11 protein-coding genes and 1 tRNA gene are annotated in these 16,005 nt (G+C 67.4%); 8 read left to right on the forward strand and 4 right to left on the reverse strand.

Annotation, left to right across the window (positions count from 1 at the left end; all coding sequences use genetic code 11):
• Nucleotides 1-96: 96 nt before the first annotated feature.
• A complete protein-coding gene (locus EAS64_RS24460; RefSeq protein ID WP_145856385.1) occupies nucleotides 97-1,347 on the reverse strand; it encodes an amidohydrolase in 1,251 nt (416 codons plus the stop codon).
• Nucleotides 1,348-1,445: 98 nt separating this feature from the next.
• Between EAS64_RS24460 and EAS64_RS24465 the strand changes: the two genes are divergently transcribed.
• Entirely contained in the window at nucleotides 1,446-2,672 is a 1,227-nt protein-coding gene (locus EAS64_RS24465; protein ID WP_145856387.1) for an acyl-CoA dehydrogenase family protein, read from the forward strand.
• 1,147 nt (nucleotides 2,673-3,819) lie between these two features.
• Here EAS64_RS24465 and EAS64_RS24470 read toward each other — a convergent pair.
• Nucleotides 3,820-5,520 carry a DUF4850 domain-containing protein gene (locus tag EAS64_RS24470; protein WP_187366144.1) on the reverse strand — a complete coding sequence of 567 codons (1,701 nt, stop codon included), beginning with the start codon at nucleotides 5,518-5,520 and terminating at the stop codon, nucleotides 3,820-3,822.
• 856 nt (nucleotides 5,521-6,376) lie between these two features.
• Here EAS64_RS24470 and EAS64_RS24475 point away from each other — a divergent pair.
• From EAS64_RS24475 to EAS64_RS24490, 5 genes are all read left to right on the forward strand, one after another.
• Complete coding sequence (locus EAS64_RS24475; protein ID WP_145856391.1) at nucleotides 6,377-7,474, forward strand: IS630 family transposase; 1,098 nt, start codon at nucleotides 6,377-6,379, stop codon at nucleotides 7,472-7,474.
• 333 nt (nucleotides 7,475-7,807) lie between these two features.
• On the forward strand, nucleotides 7,808-8,536 hold the full coding sequence (locus EAS64_RS24480; protein WP_145856393.1) for a molybdopterin-dependent oxidoreductase: 729 nt from the start codon (nucleotides 7,808-7,810) through the stop codon (nucleotides 8,534-8,536).
• Nucleotides 8,508-9,209 carry a cytochrome b/b6 domain-containing protein gene (locus EAS64_RS24485; RefSeq protein WP_145856395.1) on the forward strand — a complete coding sequence of 234 codons (702 nt, stop codon included), beginning with the start codon at nucleotides 8,508-8,510 and terminating at the stop codon, nucleotides 9,207-9,209. The genes EAS64_RS24480 and EAS64_RS24485 overlap by 29 nt, the downstream gene beginning before the upstream one ends.
• A gap of 334 nt (nucleotides 9,210-9,543) precedes the next feature.
• Nucleotides 9,544-9,662: transfer RNA gene (locus tag EAS64_RS43115), tRNA-Tyr, on the forward strand.
• A gap of 325 nt (nucleotides 9,663-9,987) precedes the next feature.
• Nucleotides 9,988-10,431 carry an ATP-binding protein gene (locus tag EAS64_RS24490; RefSeq protein ID WP_145856397.1) on the forward strand — a complete coding sequence of 148 codons (444 nt, stop codon included), beginning with the start codon at nucleotides 9,988-9,990 and terminating at the stop codon, nucleotides 10,429-10,431.
• Nucleotides 10,432-10,608: 177 nt separating this feature from the next.
• Here the strand turns inward: EAS64_RS24490 and EAS64_RS24495 are convergent, their stop codons facing one another.
• Complete coding sequence (locus tag EAS64_RS24495) at nucleotides 10,609-13,137, reverse strand: tetratricopeptide repeat protein (RefSeq protein ID WP_145856399.1); 2,529 nt, start codon at nucleotides 13,135-13,137, stop codon at nucleotides 10,609-10,611.
• A gap of 203 nt (nucleotides 13,138-13,340) precedes the next feature.
• Nucleotides 13,341-14,111 carry a tetratricopeptide repeat protein gene (locus EAS64_RS24500; RefSeq protein WP_145856400.1) on the reverse strand — a complete coding sequence of 257 codons (771 nt, stop codon included), beginning with the start codon at nucleotides 14,109-14,111 and terminating at the stop codon, nucleotides 13,341-13,343.
• Nucleotides 14,112-14,417: 306 nt separating this feature from the next.
• On the opposite strand from EAS64_RS24500, the gene EAS64_RS24505 reads away from it, so the two are divergent.
• A complete protein-coding gene (locus EAS64_RS24505; protein ID WP_222849543.1) occupies nucleotides 14,418-15,116 on the forward strand; it encodes a hypothetical protein in 699 nt (232 codons plus the stop codon).
• On the forward strand, nucleotides 15,092-15,664 hold the full coding sequence (locus tag EAS64_RS24510) for a helix-turn-helix domain-containing protein (protein ID WP_145856402.1): 573 nt from the start codon (nucleotides 15,092-15,094) through the stop codon (nucleotides 15,662-15,664). The genes EAS64_RS24505 and EAS64_RS24510 overlap by 25 nt, the downstream gene beginning before the upstream one ends.
• Nucleotides 15,665-16,005 lie beyond the last annotated feature (341 nt).

Genomic DNA, 16,005 nt, shown 5'->3' on the forward strand with positions numbered 1-16,005 from the left:
GCAGTTCGACAGCTCCAGTATCCGCCGTCACACGTTCACCGTGCAGGACCATCGTCCCGCAGCTATCCCGGAGGGACGACCCCCGTACCCCCGCGTTCAGCGGCCGGCGCCGAGCCAGGTGCGCGCGGCGAGGGTGAGGGCCTGAACGCCGGTGCTGAGCGTGGGCTCGATCACCGGCGCGAAGGCCCCCGAGTGATTGCTCGGCAACGAATCGATCCTTCCCTCGGCCAGCGCGCCAAGCACGGTTTCGGTGTCAAGGCCGCCCCAGAACCAGAAGACGGTGGGCGCCCCCGCGGCTTCGCCGAACACGCCGACGTCCTCGCTCGCGGTGATCAGCGGCATGGGCATCAGCCGGCCGGCGCCGAAGTGCCCGTTGAATGCCGCGACGGTCGCCTCGGTGGCGGCGGGGTCGCTGACCAGCACCGGCGCGCCGCTTGCCCAGGTGATGTCCGGCGGCCTGGGCGCCGCGCTGGCGGTCGCCTCGGCGTTGACGATCCGCTCGATGGCGGCGCGGACGAGGGCCCTGACGGCCGGCGTGTAGGACCTGACGTTGATGCCAAGCTCGGCCGTGCCGGGAATGACGTTTTCCTTGGTGCCCGCCTGCAGCCGCCCGACGGTGACCACGGCGGTTTCCGCGGGCGGAACCTCGCGGGCGACGATGCCCTGGAGCCTGGTCACCACGTTGGCCGCCATCAGCACCGGGTCGATCGCGGCCTCGGGGCGCGAGCCATGACCGCCCCGGCCGTACAGGACCACCTTGGCGGTGTCGGAGGCGGCCATGACGGGGCCGCTCGCGTGGCCGATCACCCCGGCAGGCAACGGCCCGACGTGCTGGCCGAGCACGATGCTCGGCGCGGGGAACCGGGTGAACAGGCCGTCGGCGACCATGTCGCGCGCGCCGCGTGCCAGCTCCTCGGCCGGCTGGAACACCACCAGCAGCGTCCCCGACCAGGTGTCCGGAGCCCGCGACAGCAGGGTCGCGGCGCCGACCAGGCAGGCGGCGTGCATGTCATGGCCGCAGGCGTGCATCACGGGGACAGTGCCGCCGTCCGGCCCCGCCGCGCGGGTGCTGCTCGCGTACGGCAGGCCTGTCTCCTCGAGGACCGGGAGCGCGTCGAAGTCGGCACGCAGCATGACGACCGGGCCGTCGCCGTTGCGCAGCAGGCCGACCACCCCGGTACCGCCGACCTGTTCGGTGACCTCGAACCCGAGCGGCCGCAGCGCGTCGGCGACCAGGCGGGCGGTGCGGTACTCCTGCAGCGACAGCTCCGGATGCTGATGCAGGTCCCGGTAGAGGTCCGCGAGACTGCCGCTCAGTTCGTCAAGCCCGGCCCAGATGTCGGTCACCAGATCTCCTCCTGCACGCACCCGTTCTGATTAATTTCTCGTGAATCACCTCCGCTGGAGGTTCACGCAGCCCCGATATCATGTTACTGTCCAGTAACATGAGCGAGCCGACACCAGGATTCTCCCTTGAGCTAAGCAGTGACGTGCGCGAGATGCGCGACTGGGTGCACGAATTCGCGGCGTCGGTGATGCGGCCCGCCGGGTCCGAGTGGGACGAGCGGGAGCAGACCCCGTGGCCGATCCTGCAGGAGGCGGCGAAGATCGGGCTGTACTCCCTCGACTTCTTCGCGACCCAGTTCTTCGATCCGTCGGGGCTTGGCTTCGTGACGGCGGTCGAGGAGCTGTTCTGGGGCGACGCCGGGATCGGGCTGTCGCTTGTCGGCTCCACCCTGGCGGCCGCGGCGCTGACGTCGAACGGGACGCCTGAGCAGGTCGGCGAGTGGTGCCCGCAGATGTTCGGCGACGCCGGCGACGTCAAGCTCGGCGCGTTCTGCTCGAGCGAGCCCGACGCGGGCAGCGACGTGGGCGCGATCCGCACCAGGGCCGTCTACGACGAGGCGCACGACGAGTGGGTCATCAACGGCGTCAAGACCTGGGCCACCAACGGCGGCATCGCGAACGTGCACGTCGTCATCGCCTCCGTCGATCCCGACCTCGGCTCGCGCGGGCAGGCGAGCTTCATCGTCCCGCCGGGCACCAAGGGGCTGTCGCAGGGGCAGAAGTTCCGCAAGCACGGCATCCGCGCCTCGCACACCGCCGAGGTGATCCTGGACAGCGTCCGGGTGCCGGGGAACTGCCTGGTCGGCGGCAAGGAGAAGCTCGACAGGCGGCTCGCCAGGATCCGCGAGGGCGGCCGCGGCGGCGAGCAGGCCGCGATGAAGACCTTCGAGGCGTCACGCCCCTCGGTCGCGGCGATGGCCGTCGGCGTCGCCCGCGCGGCCGTCGAGTTCGCGACCGAGTACGCGGTGACCCGAGTGCAGTTCGGCAAGCCGATCGGCCAGAACCAGGGCGTCGCGTTCCAGCTCGCCGACATGGCCGCCAGCGTCGACGCGGCCCGGCTGCTCACCTGGCGCGCGGCCTGGATGGCCCGCCAGGGCCAGGCGTTCAACCGCGCCGAGGGCTCGATGTCCAAGCTGGTCGCGGCCGAGACCGCGGTCCGGGTAACCGACCAGGCGATCCAGATACTCGGCGGCAACGGCTACACCCGCGAGTACCCGGTTGAGCGCTGGCACCGCGACGCCAAGATCTTCACCATTTTCGAGGGCACCTCGGAAATCCAGCGGATGATCATCGGCCGGGCCGTCACCGGGCTGGACGTTAGGTAGCCTGAACTGCGGATATACCTACCGTGCGCCCGGAAGACGGGCCGTTAAACTGGGGAGTAGGACGGTCCGTTCTCATGTCCGGTTTACCCGAATCATGCCGGTTGTTTCCCGTCGTTTCCGGACCGCGTGCTGAATCCGTGCTGATACCTGGACCCCTTTGGTCTAGACCAATCGTGAAATAGGTCTAGACCAATTGGTGTAGTGCGGGCTGGGTTCCGGTCGCGCGATGCCGTCCCGGGCGGGGGCGTCGGCTGGCTGGCTCTTTCACGGGAGGGCCGGGGGCTGCGGTTGGGGCGGGAGGCTATTTTCCGGGTGCGTGGCCGGGGCCGTGCGGATGCGGGCGGGGAAGCGGCGCGCGGTGGCATGACCACTCCTTATCGGCCGTCCGTGGCCTGGCATATCCCTGTCCGTGGCCCGTTCGAGTTCCGCGGAGCCCGAGGGTGCGGCGCCGACGGCGCGAAACCTCGTCCGCAGCCCATCTCTGCTGGTCAGCCGCCTGTGACTTGGGCAAAGAAGAGAGGGCTGTAAATCAGCCTACGATGGTTCGAACCCATCACCTGCCATCACCTGCCACCACCTGCGGAAACGGTCCGTTAGCTGCGAATTGTCGCGCTAGGCGGGCCGTTTTGCTTGTCCCGGCGTGTGTCATCTCGTATCACGGTGGACCGTTGTGTTGCGGTGTCCGCGGACGCATGGCAGACGGCGTCCGGGGTGTGCGACGGTCGGTGCGCACCGTCGGCTTTCCACGGACGGCCACAGACGGGCCGCGCCGGCGGCGTGTTCGGCTTGGATACGGGGCGGAGCCAGGCGTGCATCGGCATCCGTCGCCCGGCGGCTTGCGGACGTGACGCTTGCCTGGCGGCCGGAGCGGGGGCGGGTGCCCGCGCGTTCGCGGAGGGGGAGTAGACGCGCCGATCGCCGACTCTGTCCCTACTAGCTGGCGCGTCAGCGCATCATGCGCCGCGCACAGAACGTCCATTTCTGGCTCGCACGGCGCCCTGATCGCGGCAGACGGGGATACTCACTTCAAGTGCGGAGACCCATAAGCATACGATCCGGCTTGCTGGCTGCCGGGCTGTGACCAGGGCTGTGACGCATGCTTGGCGTGCCTCTCCACGGGTGAATGCACTCTGCGTCGGCGTCATGGCTATCGCTGCCCGTACCAGGAGACGAAGGTGTTGAGCACCGCGGTGCATACGTCCTTCTCTCTGGCTGGCAAAGTGCACGTCTCCTGCCAGCTGCCGTCCTGTGCGTTGGGGTGGTAGGTCATCACGCCGTTGGCTGGGTATGGGCCGCCGGATGGGCGGCCGTCCCCCTTGACCCCCGGTGGGTCTTCGAAGCCTTCGATGCCTGCGGCGATGGACATTACCATTTCTGCGGCCGGCCGATGGACCAGACAGGCTTCGCCCACACCGCTTCGCAAAGCGTTGGCGGCGCTCGGGAAGAGCGCGCAGGCTTGGCCGAGGGTGCAGCCGAAACATGCTCCCGTTTCCGACCCGGTGATCGCGGCGGGGGACGACGGCCCCGCTCCACGTGGGTAGACGGTAACCCCGCCGCTGCCGTCGGCTCCGATTGCGGCGGTGCAGTTCCATCCCTTCGGCCCGAGGAGTTCCATGACCCCTTGGTTGTCGGCGTACAGCGACAAGTCGGCCGCCAGCGCCCGGGGTACTGCTACCGGCCGCGACCGGGGGAGCGATACGGGCGGGCGATTTATCCCCAGAGAGGTCGGGCAGGCGACGACGGGGAGGCTGGCGGTTACCAGTTGCGTGCCAGCCTGGCAGGAACCACCGGACGGGCACGCCATGACGTGCAGGTGGACGAAGCTGAACATCACCGCTTCGCCTTGGCCGTTGCCCGCGAAGTGCTCCTCGATGATGGGCGTTACCGCGAACCGCACGGTCTGCCCGGCGCCGAGGGTGCCGGTCCATGCGGGCAGCGTACTCGGGGTGCAGGTGGGCGCTCCGGCGGGCATCAGCACCTCGGCGATGTAGGAGAGCATCCGCCCGGTGGCGCATGCCTGCAGCGCAGGGGAACTGACGTACTCCCGGGCGTTGGACACGGTGTCGTATGCGTCGTGGGCGAAAGAAAGCCAGGTTCGTACCCCGGAGATGACCTTCAGGACCTTGCCGGCCGCGACCAGGGCGTCCAGCGACCCCGCGCAGTTCGTGAGCGTTATCACAGACCGGTCGGTGAGCTGCGCTGACGCCTTCTCAGGCGACGGGGCGGAGTAGAGAAGGCTGGCAGGGGAGCAGACTGCGGAGATCGGGTCCGTGCGCAACGTGGCGGTGACCGAGGCGGCGGTTCCCGTGACGCTTACCTGAGCGGAGCGGGAGGCGTGGTTGGTGAACGCCGCGATGACCGGCTGCGCCGCTAGGGCGGCGCCGTCGCCGTTGACGATCACGGCGACCGCGGTCAACCCCGCGGCTGGCATGTTGACACTGACGCCGGTTGCCTGCCCGCCGCATATCGTCACCTCAGACGTGCCCGGCTGCGCGGAGGTCACGCTCGCGCACGGGGTCCAGAAGAACATGCCGGCCGCGCCCGCGTACGTCGCCTTGCCGTAATCGAAGGAGCGGGCGCCGAACGCCGTTGCGCCGAAATCCTCCGACACATAGCCCGGCGCGCCGTTAGAGCGTCCCGCAAGGAGCACGGCGCTCCGGCTCGGGCCAGACCTTGGGCCGGATATCGCAGCCTGGACGGCGATGGACCCTGCCGACGGGAACACGCTGCGCCCCAGCGCCGTGAACCTGCGCTCGGCGACATGCAGCTCCTCCACCAAGGTCACCCGCTCGGCAGCCGACAGGGTCTGCCAGGCGGCCAGGCTGTTCACGTATTCGTCGGCTCCCACCCTGTACGGCGTTACGGACCTGGCGCCCACCTGGGTGAGCTGAATATGAGGCCCCAGCGGCTCGGCCGGTGAGGACCCGAACAACGCTGGCGGCCAGCTCGCCCGCCAGCCAGCCACAACAATGCCTGCCGCTGCAACGATGAACGCTGCAACGCAAACAACGACCGTACGCCCGCCGATTCTCATCGAGGCTCCTGACCGCCAGAATAACCAGGCGTTCCTAGGCAAGTGGTATTAGCAGTCTGCATGCGATATGGGATGATCGTCCAGTTATCGCACAACCAATACCGTATTTCTTACCATTCCGACCGGGGCGGATGCACAAGCGCATGGACACGGTGGCCATCGCACCACTGCATTTGAACAAAACGATTCGAATATGCCACTAATCCCCCGCAGCTTAAAACATCGGCGAAGACATTTGAACACCCAGACGCAGCACAGGCACATGCCTCGTAATGACCGCCTTCACACCCTGGGAACAGGCTCCTGCCGAACACTGAGGCGCCAAGGGATCTGTCTCGACCCGATGGACCTGCACCCGCCTGAGAGCACGCCCAGATCATCCGACTCTGCATCGGACTAACGGCGATCCTGCCAAGCACTCTCGGGGCGCGTAACGGCGGGTACGCGCGCCGCGTGGCGCCCTTGCCTGGGTCGACGGTGGCGGGCTTGCAGGTTACGGTGACTGTGTCGGGCGCCGGGCGCCGGGCGCGGGGTGCGGGTGGCGGTGGCAGAGTGCGCCGGGTCTGGTGTTCCGGTGCGTGCCGCACGCGGGGGCTGAGGTGGTCGGGGACTAGTGCGGGCCGCTAGTGTCCCGAGTCATTGAAGACTTTGCAGGTTGTAGGCTTGGCTTGTGCCGAGCCCGAAGCTGATTCCACTGGTTCTGTCTGATGCTGAGCGCGCGTCGCTGGAGGCCTTGTCGCGCAAGCGGACGGCGTCGCAGTCGCTGGCCGGGCGGGCCCGGGTGATCCTGGCCTGCGCGGAGGAGGGCGGGGTGGCGCCGCTGACCCGGGTCGCCGCCAGGACCGGGCTGTCGCGGGAGTCGGTCCGCAAGTGGCGGGTCCGGTTCGTGGAGCGCCGGCTGGACGGGCTCGGCGACGCGCCGCGGCCCGGGGCAGCGCGGAAGATCACCGACGAGCAGGTCGAGGTGCTGGTCACGCGGACGCTGACGGAGAAGGGCCGCGGGCAGGACAGCCACTGGTCGACCCGGTCGATGGCCGCCGAGACCGGCCTGGCGCAGTCGTCGGTCTCGCGGATCTGGCGGGCGTTCGGCCTCAAGCCGCACGTCGTGGAGACCTGGAAGCTGAGCACCGACCCGGAGTTCATCGGCAAGGTCCGCGACGTCGTCGGCCTTTACATGTCGCCGCCGGAGAATGCCCTGGTCCTGTGCGTGGACGAGAAGTCGCAGATCCAGGCCCTGGACCGGACCGCGCCGTGCCTGCCGATGCTGCCGACGACCCCGGCCCGGATGACGCACGACTACGTGCGCAACGGCACGACCAGCCTGTTCGCCGCGCTTGACCTGGCCAGCGGCTCGGTGATCGCCCAGCCCTACCGCCGCCACCGCCACCAGGAGTTCCTGCGCTTCCTCAAGCTCATCGACACCGCCGTCCCCAACGGCCTGGAACTGCACCTGGTGCTGGACAACTACGCCACCCACAAGACGCCCGCGATCCACCAGTGGCTGCTGAAGCACCCGCGGTTCCACCTGCACTTCACCCCGACCAGCTCCAGCTGGATGAACCTCGTCGAACGCTGGTTCGCCGAGCTGACCAACCGCAAGCTGCGCCGCTCCGCGCACCGCAGCGTCACCGAACTCGAAACCGACATCCGCAAGTGGATCAACGAGTGGAACAAGGACCCCAAGCCGTTCGTGTGGACCAAGTCCGCCGACGAAATCCTCGAAACCCTCGCCGCCTACTGCCAACGCATCATCGACTCAGGACACTAGCGGCCATGGGTGATGGCAGCGTGGATCTACTACCCGTGCAGTAGGGTGACTGTACTTCCGGCAGACGATGCCTTGGCGCGTCCCGACCATGACAGTTGACCCGAGAGGCCCAGCCTGGGTTGTCGGAAGTTGTCAGGAGTCCCGCCATGAAGAAGCCGGCCTGGATCGTCGTCGGTGTTGTCATCATGCTGCTGGGCTCCTCCTTGCGCTGCAGGGAACGGGCGTGATGAGTGGTGCCAGCATGAGAAACGACGCGTTCTGGGCCGTCGCGGCCCCCGTCATTGCGATTGCCGGTTTTGGCCTCGCCGGCCTGGGTGTCCGGGGCCGGCCGAGTTGAACGGTCGCGACCGATCAGACGTCGGCAAATCAGACGACGCACCCCCCAACCCGGCGGGTGCGCCCGTCGGCCGGCGGCTCATCCTGGGACTGCTCGGACTCGGCGCGCTCGGGACCCTCACCGGCCAGCGAGTGCAGAACACCCTGGCCCAGGTCATTGGACCGGTCGCTGACCACGACCCTACGGGCCTGCTCTCGCTGATTCCTCTGGGCGACACCTTTCGGTACTACTCGGTCACCGGGTCTGTACGTGAGGAGACAGCGGACAACTACCGGCTGAACGTCTCCGGCCTTGTCGATCACCCGGCCACCTACTCGATACCGGACCTGAAAGCTCTGCCGCAGACCTCGTTGATCCAAGACTTTCAGTGCGTTACCGGATGGCACGTCCCTGGGGTGCACTGGGTCGGCGTGCAGTTGTCTGTCCTGCTTGAGAAGGCCGCACCAGCCAAGCAAGCGCGCGCCGTGCGGTTCACATCCTTCGACGGCACCTATACCGAAAGCCTCACCCTCGCCGAGGCCCGTCGCCCAGACGTCATGGTGGCGCTGGAAATGCTCGGCGCGTCCGTGACCCATGACCACGGCGGCCCGGTGCGCATGTACGCAGGATCGATGTACGGATACAAAAGCACCAAATGGCTGTCAGGTATCGAACTCGCCGAGACCGAAACACCCGGCTACTGGGAGACACGAGGTTATGCCATCGACGGAATCATCAGGGGATAACACGGCACGCTCGACCCCCTCGGCGCCGGAGTCCACCTCAGCATCAATACCCAGATTCAGCCGCGCCGAGCGCATGATCCACCGGACAACAGCAATTTTGATGACGATGTGCATCCTGACCGCCGCCATCCTCTACAACGGCTCGCTGTCCGTGCCCATTGGCCACCGCCGCCTCGTTGAACTGATCCACGTCTACTGCGGCTTCGCACTGCCGATACCCATGTTTCTCGGAATTCTGTCATTCGCATACCGAGCCGACCTGCGACGCCTCGGCCGCTTCACTCCCGCAGACCGCCGCTGGCTACGCACGCGTACCCGCCGAGACGGGACTATCACCGTCGGAAAATTCAATGCAGGCCAGAAGCTGAACGCCTCGCTTGCCTGCGGCTCGATCCTCGTCCTTCTTGGTACCGGAGTGCTCATGTACTTCGTGGGGCTCGCCCCCCTACCCTGGCGCAGTGGCGCCACATTCGTGCACGACTGGTTCGCCCTTGCCCTCGGCCTGCTTCTCGTCGGGCACGTCATCTTCGCGCTGAAAGACCCTGAGGCACGTCGCGGCATGCGAACAGGATCGGTGTCGCGATCGTGGGCGCGCACCGAACACGCAGCCTGGCTGCACGACCTGGAAAGCGCGGCGGCGACCGAATCGGCTGCGGAGGTGCCAGAAAAGTGATGTGCGAAAGTACCGGCACGGTGACATGCACCGCACCAGCGTGACTGCCTCGGCGGATCAGCGGACGCACTTGCAACGAGCCAGAGGGGGGCCAGCCGGAGGCACTCACAGTCCCAAGGCAGGCGTACGCCGAAACCGGAGGCGAGGCGGTGCCGATGTTGCCTGGAGCGATCGGCTGGGTCGTCGGTGCGGAGTCGCCGCCGTGTGACCTGCCGGATATGGACAGGGTGGCGGTCGGTGTAGCCGCTCCTGGTCCGCCGTCCGTGGCCAGGCGCGTTCCTGTCCGTGGCCCGGATGAGCTCCCGATCGGTCTGAAGGCGTGGGAGCGGGCAGTCGGGCAGCGTGCCTCACGGTGCATATGCGCTGGTCAGCGGCCTGCGGCCTAGGTGAAGGGGAGCGGTCTGTAAAACCGTCGGCTCAGCCTACGATGGTTCGAACCCATCACCTGCCTAGACACATCACCTGCCACCACCTGCGGAAACGGTCCGTTAGCTGCGAATTGTCGCGCTAGGCGGGCCGTTTTGCTTGTCCCGGCGTGTGTCATCTCGTATCGCCGTGGACCGTTGTGTTGCGGTGTCCACGGACGCATGGCGGACGGCGTCCGGGGCGCTTGCGCGGTCGGTGTGCACCGTCGGCTTTCCACGGACGGCCACGGACGGGCCGATTCGTCGCGGGTGCCGCGGCTTGACGTCGGCCGCCGAGGTGAGCGTGTATCGCGGTGTGCCGCCCGGCGGCCCGGGGTTCCCGTGGCGGGGCCGGGGGAGATCGGGGTGCGCTGATGGGCGGGCTGGTGGTTCGGGAGAGCGTGACGCTTGCCGGGGTGGCGGAGCGGGCGCGGGTCGCGCGGGGGTTCGTGGCCGGGGTCTTGGGCAGCGGGCATCCGTGCGGGGATGAGGCTGTGCTGTTGGTGAGCGAGTTGTTCGGGAACAGCGTGCGGCACAGCGGCTCGGCTGCTGCGCGGGAGACGGTGACGGTGGCGGTGCGAGCGGGGGGAGGCGTGGTCCGGGTTGAGGTCACCGACCGCAGCGGTCCCGGGGTGCCGCGGCTGTGCCCGGCCGCAGGGGATGGGGAGGGCGGGAGGGGGCTGGCGCTGGTGGCGGGACTGGCTGCGCGGTGGGGGTGGCGGCGGCGCGGCGAGCGGACGGTGACCTGGTTCGAACTGCGGCATACGCCGCAGGATCCGGCGCGCCTGCTGGTCCCCAAAGGCCGGCAGCTCTCATGACCGTCGGGCGCAGACCAGTCGGGGAAATATCCGCCTAATCTGTACTATTCGTTATCGCATGGTTTAGGGCAGCGGGTGATACAGAATTGGGTGCTCTGCACAGTCTGGCGGCGACTACTGATATTCATGGTCCGTCGCTAAGTGCAGCGGCGTGAGGTTCCAGTCCTTGAGTTGGCTTTAAGGAACAATGTTGCCGAGGTCTCGAAGTTTGTGCACGGCGTTGGCATCGCCCGCGGCTATGGCTTTGCTGTACCAGTACTCAGCCTGCTCGACGTGCCCAATGCGTAGAAGAAGGCTTCCAAGATCGGTCATGGCTGCGCTGTGACCGAGGGCAGCGGAATTGCGGTACCACTGCTCGGCCTGGTCAGCGTGTCCCTGTTTTTCGCAAATGTGCCCGAGGTTGTACATGGCTCCAGCGGCGACCATCCCGCCGGAGGCAGCGGCCTTGCGGAGCCACTGCTCGGCTTGGTCCGGGCGGTCGTGGCTCGTCAGGAAAAGCCCGAAGTTGTTCATAGCCCAGCCTTGACCGCTATCAGCCGCCCTGCGGTACCACTGCTCCGCTTGGTCCTGGCGCCCTGTCTTGTCAAGAAGTCGGGCGAGCCGGTCCATGGCGCGGGTTTCCCCGTTGTGGGCCGCCTGGCGGTACCACTCCTCGGCCTGTTCCGTGTTTCCTTCCTCTTCATGCAGTTCGCCCAAGGTGTGCATCGCGGCAGCATTGCCTTCAGCTGCTTCCCGGCGGAGCCGCTCAGCCTGGCCCGGCTTTCGTTCTCTCCGTGGCTTAGGAGGAGTGATCTGCCCGCCTGCGGAGGCCAAGCTGTACCAATGATCCGCTTCCTCGGCCTGCCCTCGCTGCCCGAGCAGCACGGCCATGTTCGACATCGCGCCGAAGTGCCCGGCCTCTGCGGCCTTTCGGTACCACTGTTCGGCCTGGTCTAGGTTTCCTTGTTCTTGGAGGAGGAATCCCAGGCTGTACATGGCGCTGCTGATGCCGGCGTCGGCGGCTCTGCGGTACAGGGGGATGGCATAGCGGTGCAGTGCCGTCTCTCCGGCGCTGTCGGCGAGCCGCGCGGCGTCGGCGGGATCGCGGATGTGACTGAGGAAGGCGTTCCAGGTACCGTCAGGCACCCGGGTTCCGCGGCGGTGCTGGCTGGCATGCTGGATCAGGTAATCCGCGGCCGCATATCCGGTGACCTGTCCCATGCCTGTTCCAGTGGGGCTGAGGGCAGCAACCGCGCCGTGCAACTTGCCGGTGGCGTAAGCCAGTGCCTGCTCAAACCAGTTCTCCGGCGCTTCCGCTTGCTGGCGGCTGGTGCAGTAGCCTGGCGCGGCGGCGCGCAGGAATTCGCTGCTCAGTGAGACTCGGGTACCGAGCCGGGCTGCGTCCAGAGCTGCAGTCAGTACCGCCCACCCGTACGGGCTGGCGGCTGGGGCGTCCTCCCAACGGGCGACCAGCTGCGGGGCAGCCGCCAGGGTCTGAGTCAGCCCGTACCCTGCCGACTTCAGCGCTATCTCCAGACGCCGGTCACGGGTTCCGGCGGCATGGGCTCTTTCTTGCTCCGCCGGGCTGAAGGCCGCATCGATGCGGATAACCGCAGCCAGGTCCAGCACTTCCCGCTCCCGTGCGTGCAGATCAGCGGTGCCTGCATATGGCATGACTGTATGGGCGGCATACCTGTCAGGCCACAGCGTGCCGATGATCACCACCGCATGCGGCGAGTTCAGCAGCGCGCGCACCACTCCGCCGGTCAGCCCGCTTGGCCCGTCCAGGTAACGTTGCAGCTCATCCAGCCACAGCACCGTCTGTGGCGGCGGCGCCTGTGCGAGCGCGGCGATCTCGTCCGCCCCGGCCGGGTGCAACAGCGACCAGTCCGGCAGTACCGTCTTCACTGCCTCCACAGCGCACCGGGTCTTCCCGACCGATGAGCCGCCGACAAGCAGGATGAACCCGCCCCGCTGCGCCGCAGCCGCCAGCTTCGCCCGCAAACCCTGCTCGGCCGCGTCCACATCCCGCGGCACGTACTCTGGCGGAACCTCCTCCGGGATCTCCGGCACGCTGATCGCCGCGTGCACGCCGAGTCGCCGCGGATCAGAGTCCCTGACCAGCACCGCCCTCGCCGAAAGCGCTGACCTGAGTTCCTGCGGTGAGGCTGACGCGTCAGCCCACGGCGCTGACGCGGCGGCGATGAGACCAGTCAGCTGAGCAAGTATGCCCTCAACCCGCTGTCCCTGCAGATGGGTCAGGTCATGGTTGAGTTGGTCGGCCACCGGCGTCAGCGGGCCGCCACTCGACCCGCGGAGCATGATCTCGCGCACTAGGTAGCCCGTTAGCTTCTCTGCCAGCACAGCCCCAGGAACCCCCAGAATCTCCGCCGACGATTGCCCTGTACCCGTGCGGTTGGCATCATCCAGCACATCCAGATGCTGAGCTATCCCCGCCTCCATGCCTTCAAGGATTGTCATCGACCTGCCCGTGAGCGTGTCCCCGACCGGCTCGCCGAACACTTCACTGATCACCATCGCGAACAGGTCGGCTTGGTCAGGAGTTGGGCTCATCTCCGCGGCGGTGTTGTGGATGGCAGCGGCGGCCGCGCTGCGCAGGGCGCGCTCCTGGTCACTCCCTAGCACCAGCGCGGTCAGCTTCCTACGGCCGGCATCGGCGAGCAGCCCGACCAGCCAGGCCCCGAGATCGTCAGCGACGAAAACCACAGTGTCAGTTTCAGGCCGGCGCGTGCACTTCGCTACCTTTCACCGCGTCAATTCCGGTCGTATTCGGCAGATTGCCCATACAACTTCAAGGACAAACAGAACTGCAGATCTGCGCACAAGTTCTCAACGGGGTCCGCCGAGTGTCACATCCGAGTATTCGGCGCTCGGCGTGTTTGGCCCAGCGGTGCCGCGGACATGAACCTCTACTTCGACGAGGCCAGCTTGAGGTCTTCGGGCCTGCCCGTGCCCCGCAGCGCCGTGATCCGCCACTCCATCGCCCGCAGGTGCTCGGGCATGTCCCTAAGCACCGCATCGAAGCAGCTAATTGCCTGCCCCAGACGGTGATTATCGAGATGGATCCGGCCAAGCCGGTACCGCATCAGGGCGGTCCCCCTGGTGTTTCCCTGGTACCGGACGATCGCAGCTTCCGCCTCCTGTTCCGCCGCGTCCCAGTGGAACAGCGCCGCCAGGCACGCGCACCACCAGTTCGCCGCATCCGGGTTGCCGGGTGCCATGCGGACTGCCTCGCTGAGATGATGCTCGGCCCGGTCCGGCTGCGAAAAGTCGAGCAAGACCCGGCCGAGCGCGACACGGATCGGCACGCTATCCGGAAACCGGTCCGGAGCCAGCGCCGCAGTACCAAGCCTTATGGCCTCGGGATATTTGCGCTGCCTGGACAGCGCGGCGATCTGCCAGGCCACCGGAATTTCGTTATCTCGCGCGATGTAGGCGGCCGTCGTGAACGCACTAGAAGCTAGCAGGGGACTGTGATCGAGCAGCCACACCCGGCCTAGGGCTATAAGCAGGTCTGGGTCACTCTCGAAGATTTCCAGCCCGTCGAAGGCGACTCTCTGGGCTTCCTCGAGCTCGTGGCGGTGCCGCAGCTCATCCACCTCGCGCGCACACTGGAGCGCACTTCGCCAATTCCCCGTGCTCATCGCAGCAATCCCCGCCCTCTCCAGCATGAATGCCATGGCCCCGGCGCTGCGATAATACTGCACGACAGGGTTCAGGGCATCAATCGCCCAAATTACCGCGCAATCCAAGATTACAAGCGTTTATTTCTCAGCCATTTATCCCGGAGACGGGGCCTTGGCGTTTGCCCTTGATCCTTTACGGGCATTGACAGCTGCCGCTAGGTGGCGTGCGAACTGTGCCTTGGCGACGGCCGAAAACCCCATCCATGCTGGTGGGAACCGTTGTACGGGTGAGGGCCAACGTTGTACGTGATAGCGCTCGTGCAATGGGAAACGCTGTGACATGGTGATGGACCGTGAATAATGCGACCGGCCTCTCTCGGTGTGGCGAACGTGTTCGCGCTGCTGCTGCTGCCGATGGGCAAGCGGGACAAGGACGCGGAAATCCTCGCGCTGCGCCACCAGCTCTCGGTCCTGCAGCGGCAGCTCGGTCCGGGCAGGGTGCGGTTCACCCGGGCTGACCGGGCGCTGCTGGCGGCGCTGCTGCACCAGCTCCCGAGAGACGTGCTCAAGCGAGTGCACCTGGTGGTGCGACCAGATACCGTGCTCCGCTGGCACCGCGATCTGGTCGCGCGCCGGCACGCCCGCCGATCCCGGCCCCGGTATCCGGGCCGGCCGCGGACGGTGCGCTCGATCCGCGTCCTGGTGCTGCGGCTGGTCCGCGAGAACCCAGGATGGGGGTGCCGCCGGGTGCACGGCGAGCTGCTGGTGCTCGGGGTGAAAGTCGCCGCCTCCACCGTCTGGGAGATCCTGCACGAAGCCGGGATCGACCCGGCGCCCGAGCGCAGCGCCACCACAGGGGCCGATTTCCTGCGCTCCCAGGCCGAGGTCCTGCTGGCCTGCGACTTCTTCAAGGCGGCCACCCTGTCCGGGGCACGTCTGCATGTTCTCGCGGTGATAGAGCACGCCAGCCGGCGAATTCGCGTCTTGGGCGTCACCGCCCACCCCACGGCGGTGAGTGGCAGCATCGCGGGCTTGTGGCAGTACGGATGTTCTACCTGATGTTCGTCCGCATGACCGGGTGGCTGGCGCTGCTGGCTCGCTCGTCGGCGGCGAAGAACGCCGAGTTGCTGATGCTGCGCCACGAGGTCGCGGTGCTGCGGCGGCAGAATCCCAAGCCGAGGCTGGGCTGGGCAGACCGTGCGGTGCTCGCCGCCCTTGCGCGGCTCCTCCCCGGCCCGCTGCGGGCGGGGAGGCCGGTCACGCCGGGCACGCTGCTGCGCTGGCACCGGCGGCTGGTCCGCTGGCGGTGGACCTATCCACCCAAGGGAGGACGCCCGTGCATGGACGCCAAGGTCGCGGCGCTGATCGGGCAGATGGCGCGGGAGAAACCGAGATGGGGATACAAGCGGATCCAGGGTGAGCTGCTCGGCCTTGGCTACCGGGTAGGGGCCTCCACGGTGCGACGGATCCTGAAGCGGCTGCGGATACCGCCCGCGCCGCAGCGTGACCGCACGACCTGGCGGCAGTTCCTTTGCGGCCAGGCCGCGACGATGCTGGCCCGAGTACTTTTATGTCGAGTGCGCGGTGACCTTGCGCCGTCTGCATGACCTGTTTTGCCGGCGGCCGAGCTCGGCGGTGCGCTCGCGGAACCCGGGCATTCTTAGGCGGCTGAGGACACCAAGGTCAGGTGCCGGGCGAGCGCGGGGGCAAGGTCGGCAAGGGTGGCGGTTGCCGGCAGTGATCCATCTCCTGTGCTTTCTGGTGTGGCAGGCGGAGGTACCGAGTCCCGGAGCGTGAAAAGCCGTCCCGGATTCCGGATTTACGTAGTGCGAGCGGATTTGCGGCGGCGGCGGGGCGATCGTGCCATGCCACGTCACTTTGCAGACTGCATGCTGCCGCCTTCTGCCGTGCCGGTAAAGCCGCCCGGCCCTGTGCCGGCGTGACGCTG

This window comes from Trebonia kvetii, from assembly GCF_007827045.1.
In the GTDB taxonomy this organism is placed as follows: domain Bacteria; phylum Actinomycetota; class Actinomycetes; order Streptosporangiales; family Streptosporangiaceae; genus Trebonia; species Trebonia kvetii.

What these genes read in the sequence shown, in the direction of transcription:
- EAS64_RS24465 (WP_145856387.1), top strand. Translation starts at nt 1,446, where the DNA reads ATGAGCGAGCCGACACCAGGATTCTCCCTTGAGCTAAGCAGTGACGTG.
- EAS64_RS24485 (WP_145856395.1), top strand. Translation starts at nt 8,508, where the DNA reads ATGCCATCGACGGAATCATCAGGGGATAACACGGCACGCTCGACCCCC.
- EAS64_RS24490 (WP_145856397.1), top strand. Translation starts at nt 9,988, where the DNA reads ATGGGCGGGCTGGTGGTTCGGGAGAGCGTGACGCTTGCCGGGGTGGCG.
- EAS64_RS24500 (WP_145856400.1), bottom strand. Translation starts at nt 14,111, where the DNA reads ATGGCATTCATGCTGGAGAGGGCGGGGATTGCTGCGATGAGCACGGGG.
- EAS64_RS24505 (WP_222849543.1), top strand. Translation starts at nt 14,418, where the DNA reads ATGCGACCGGCCTCTCTCGGTGTGGCGAACGTGTTCGCGCTGCTGCTG.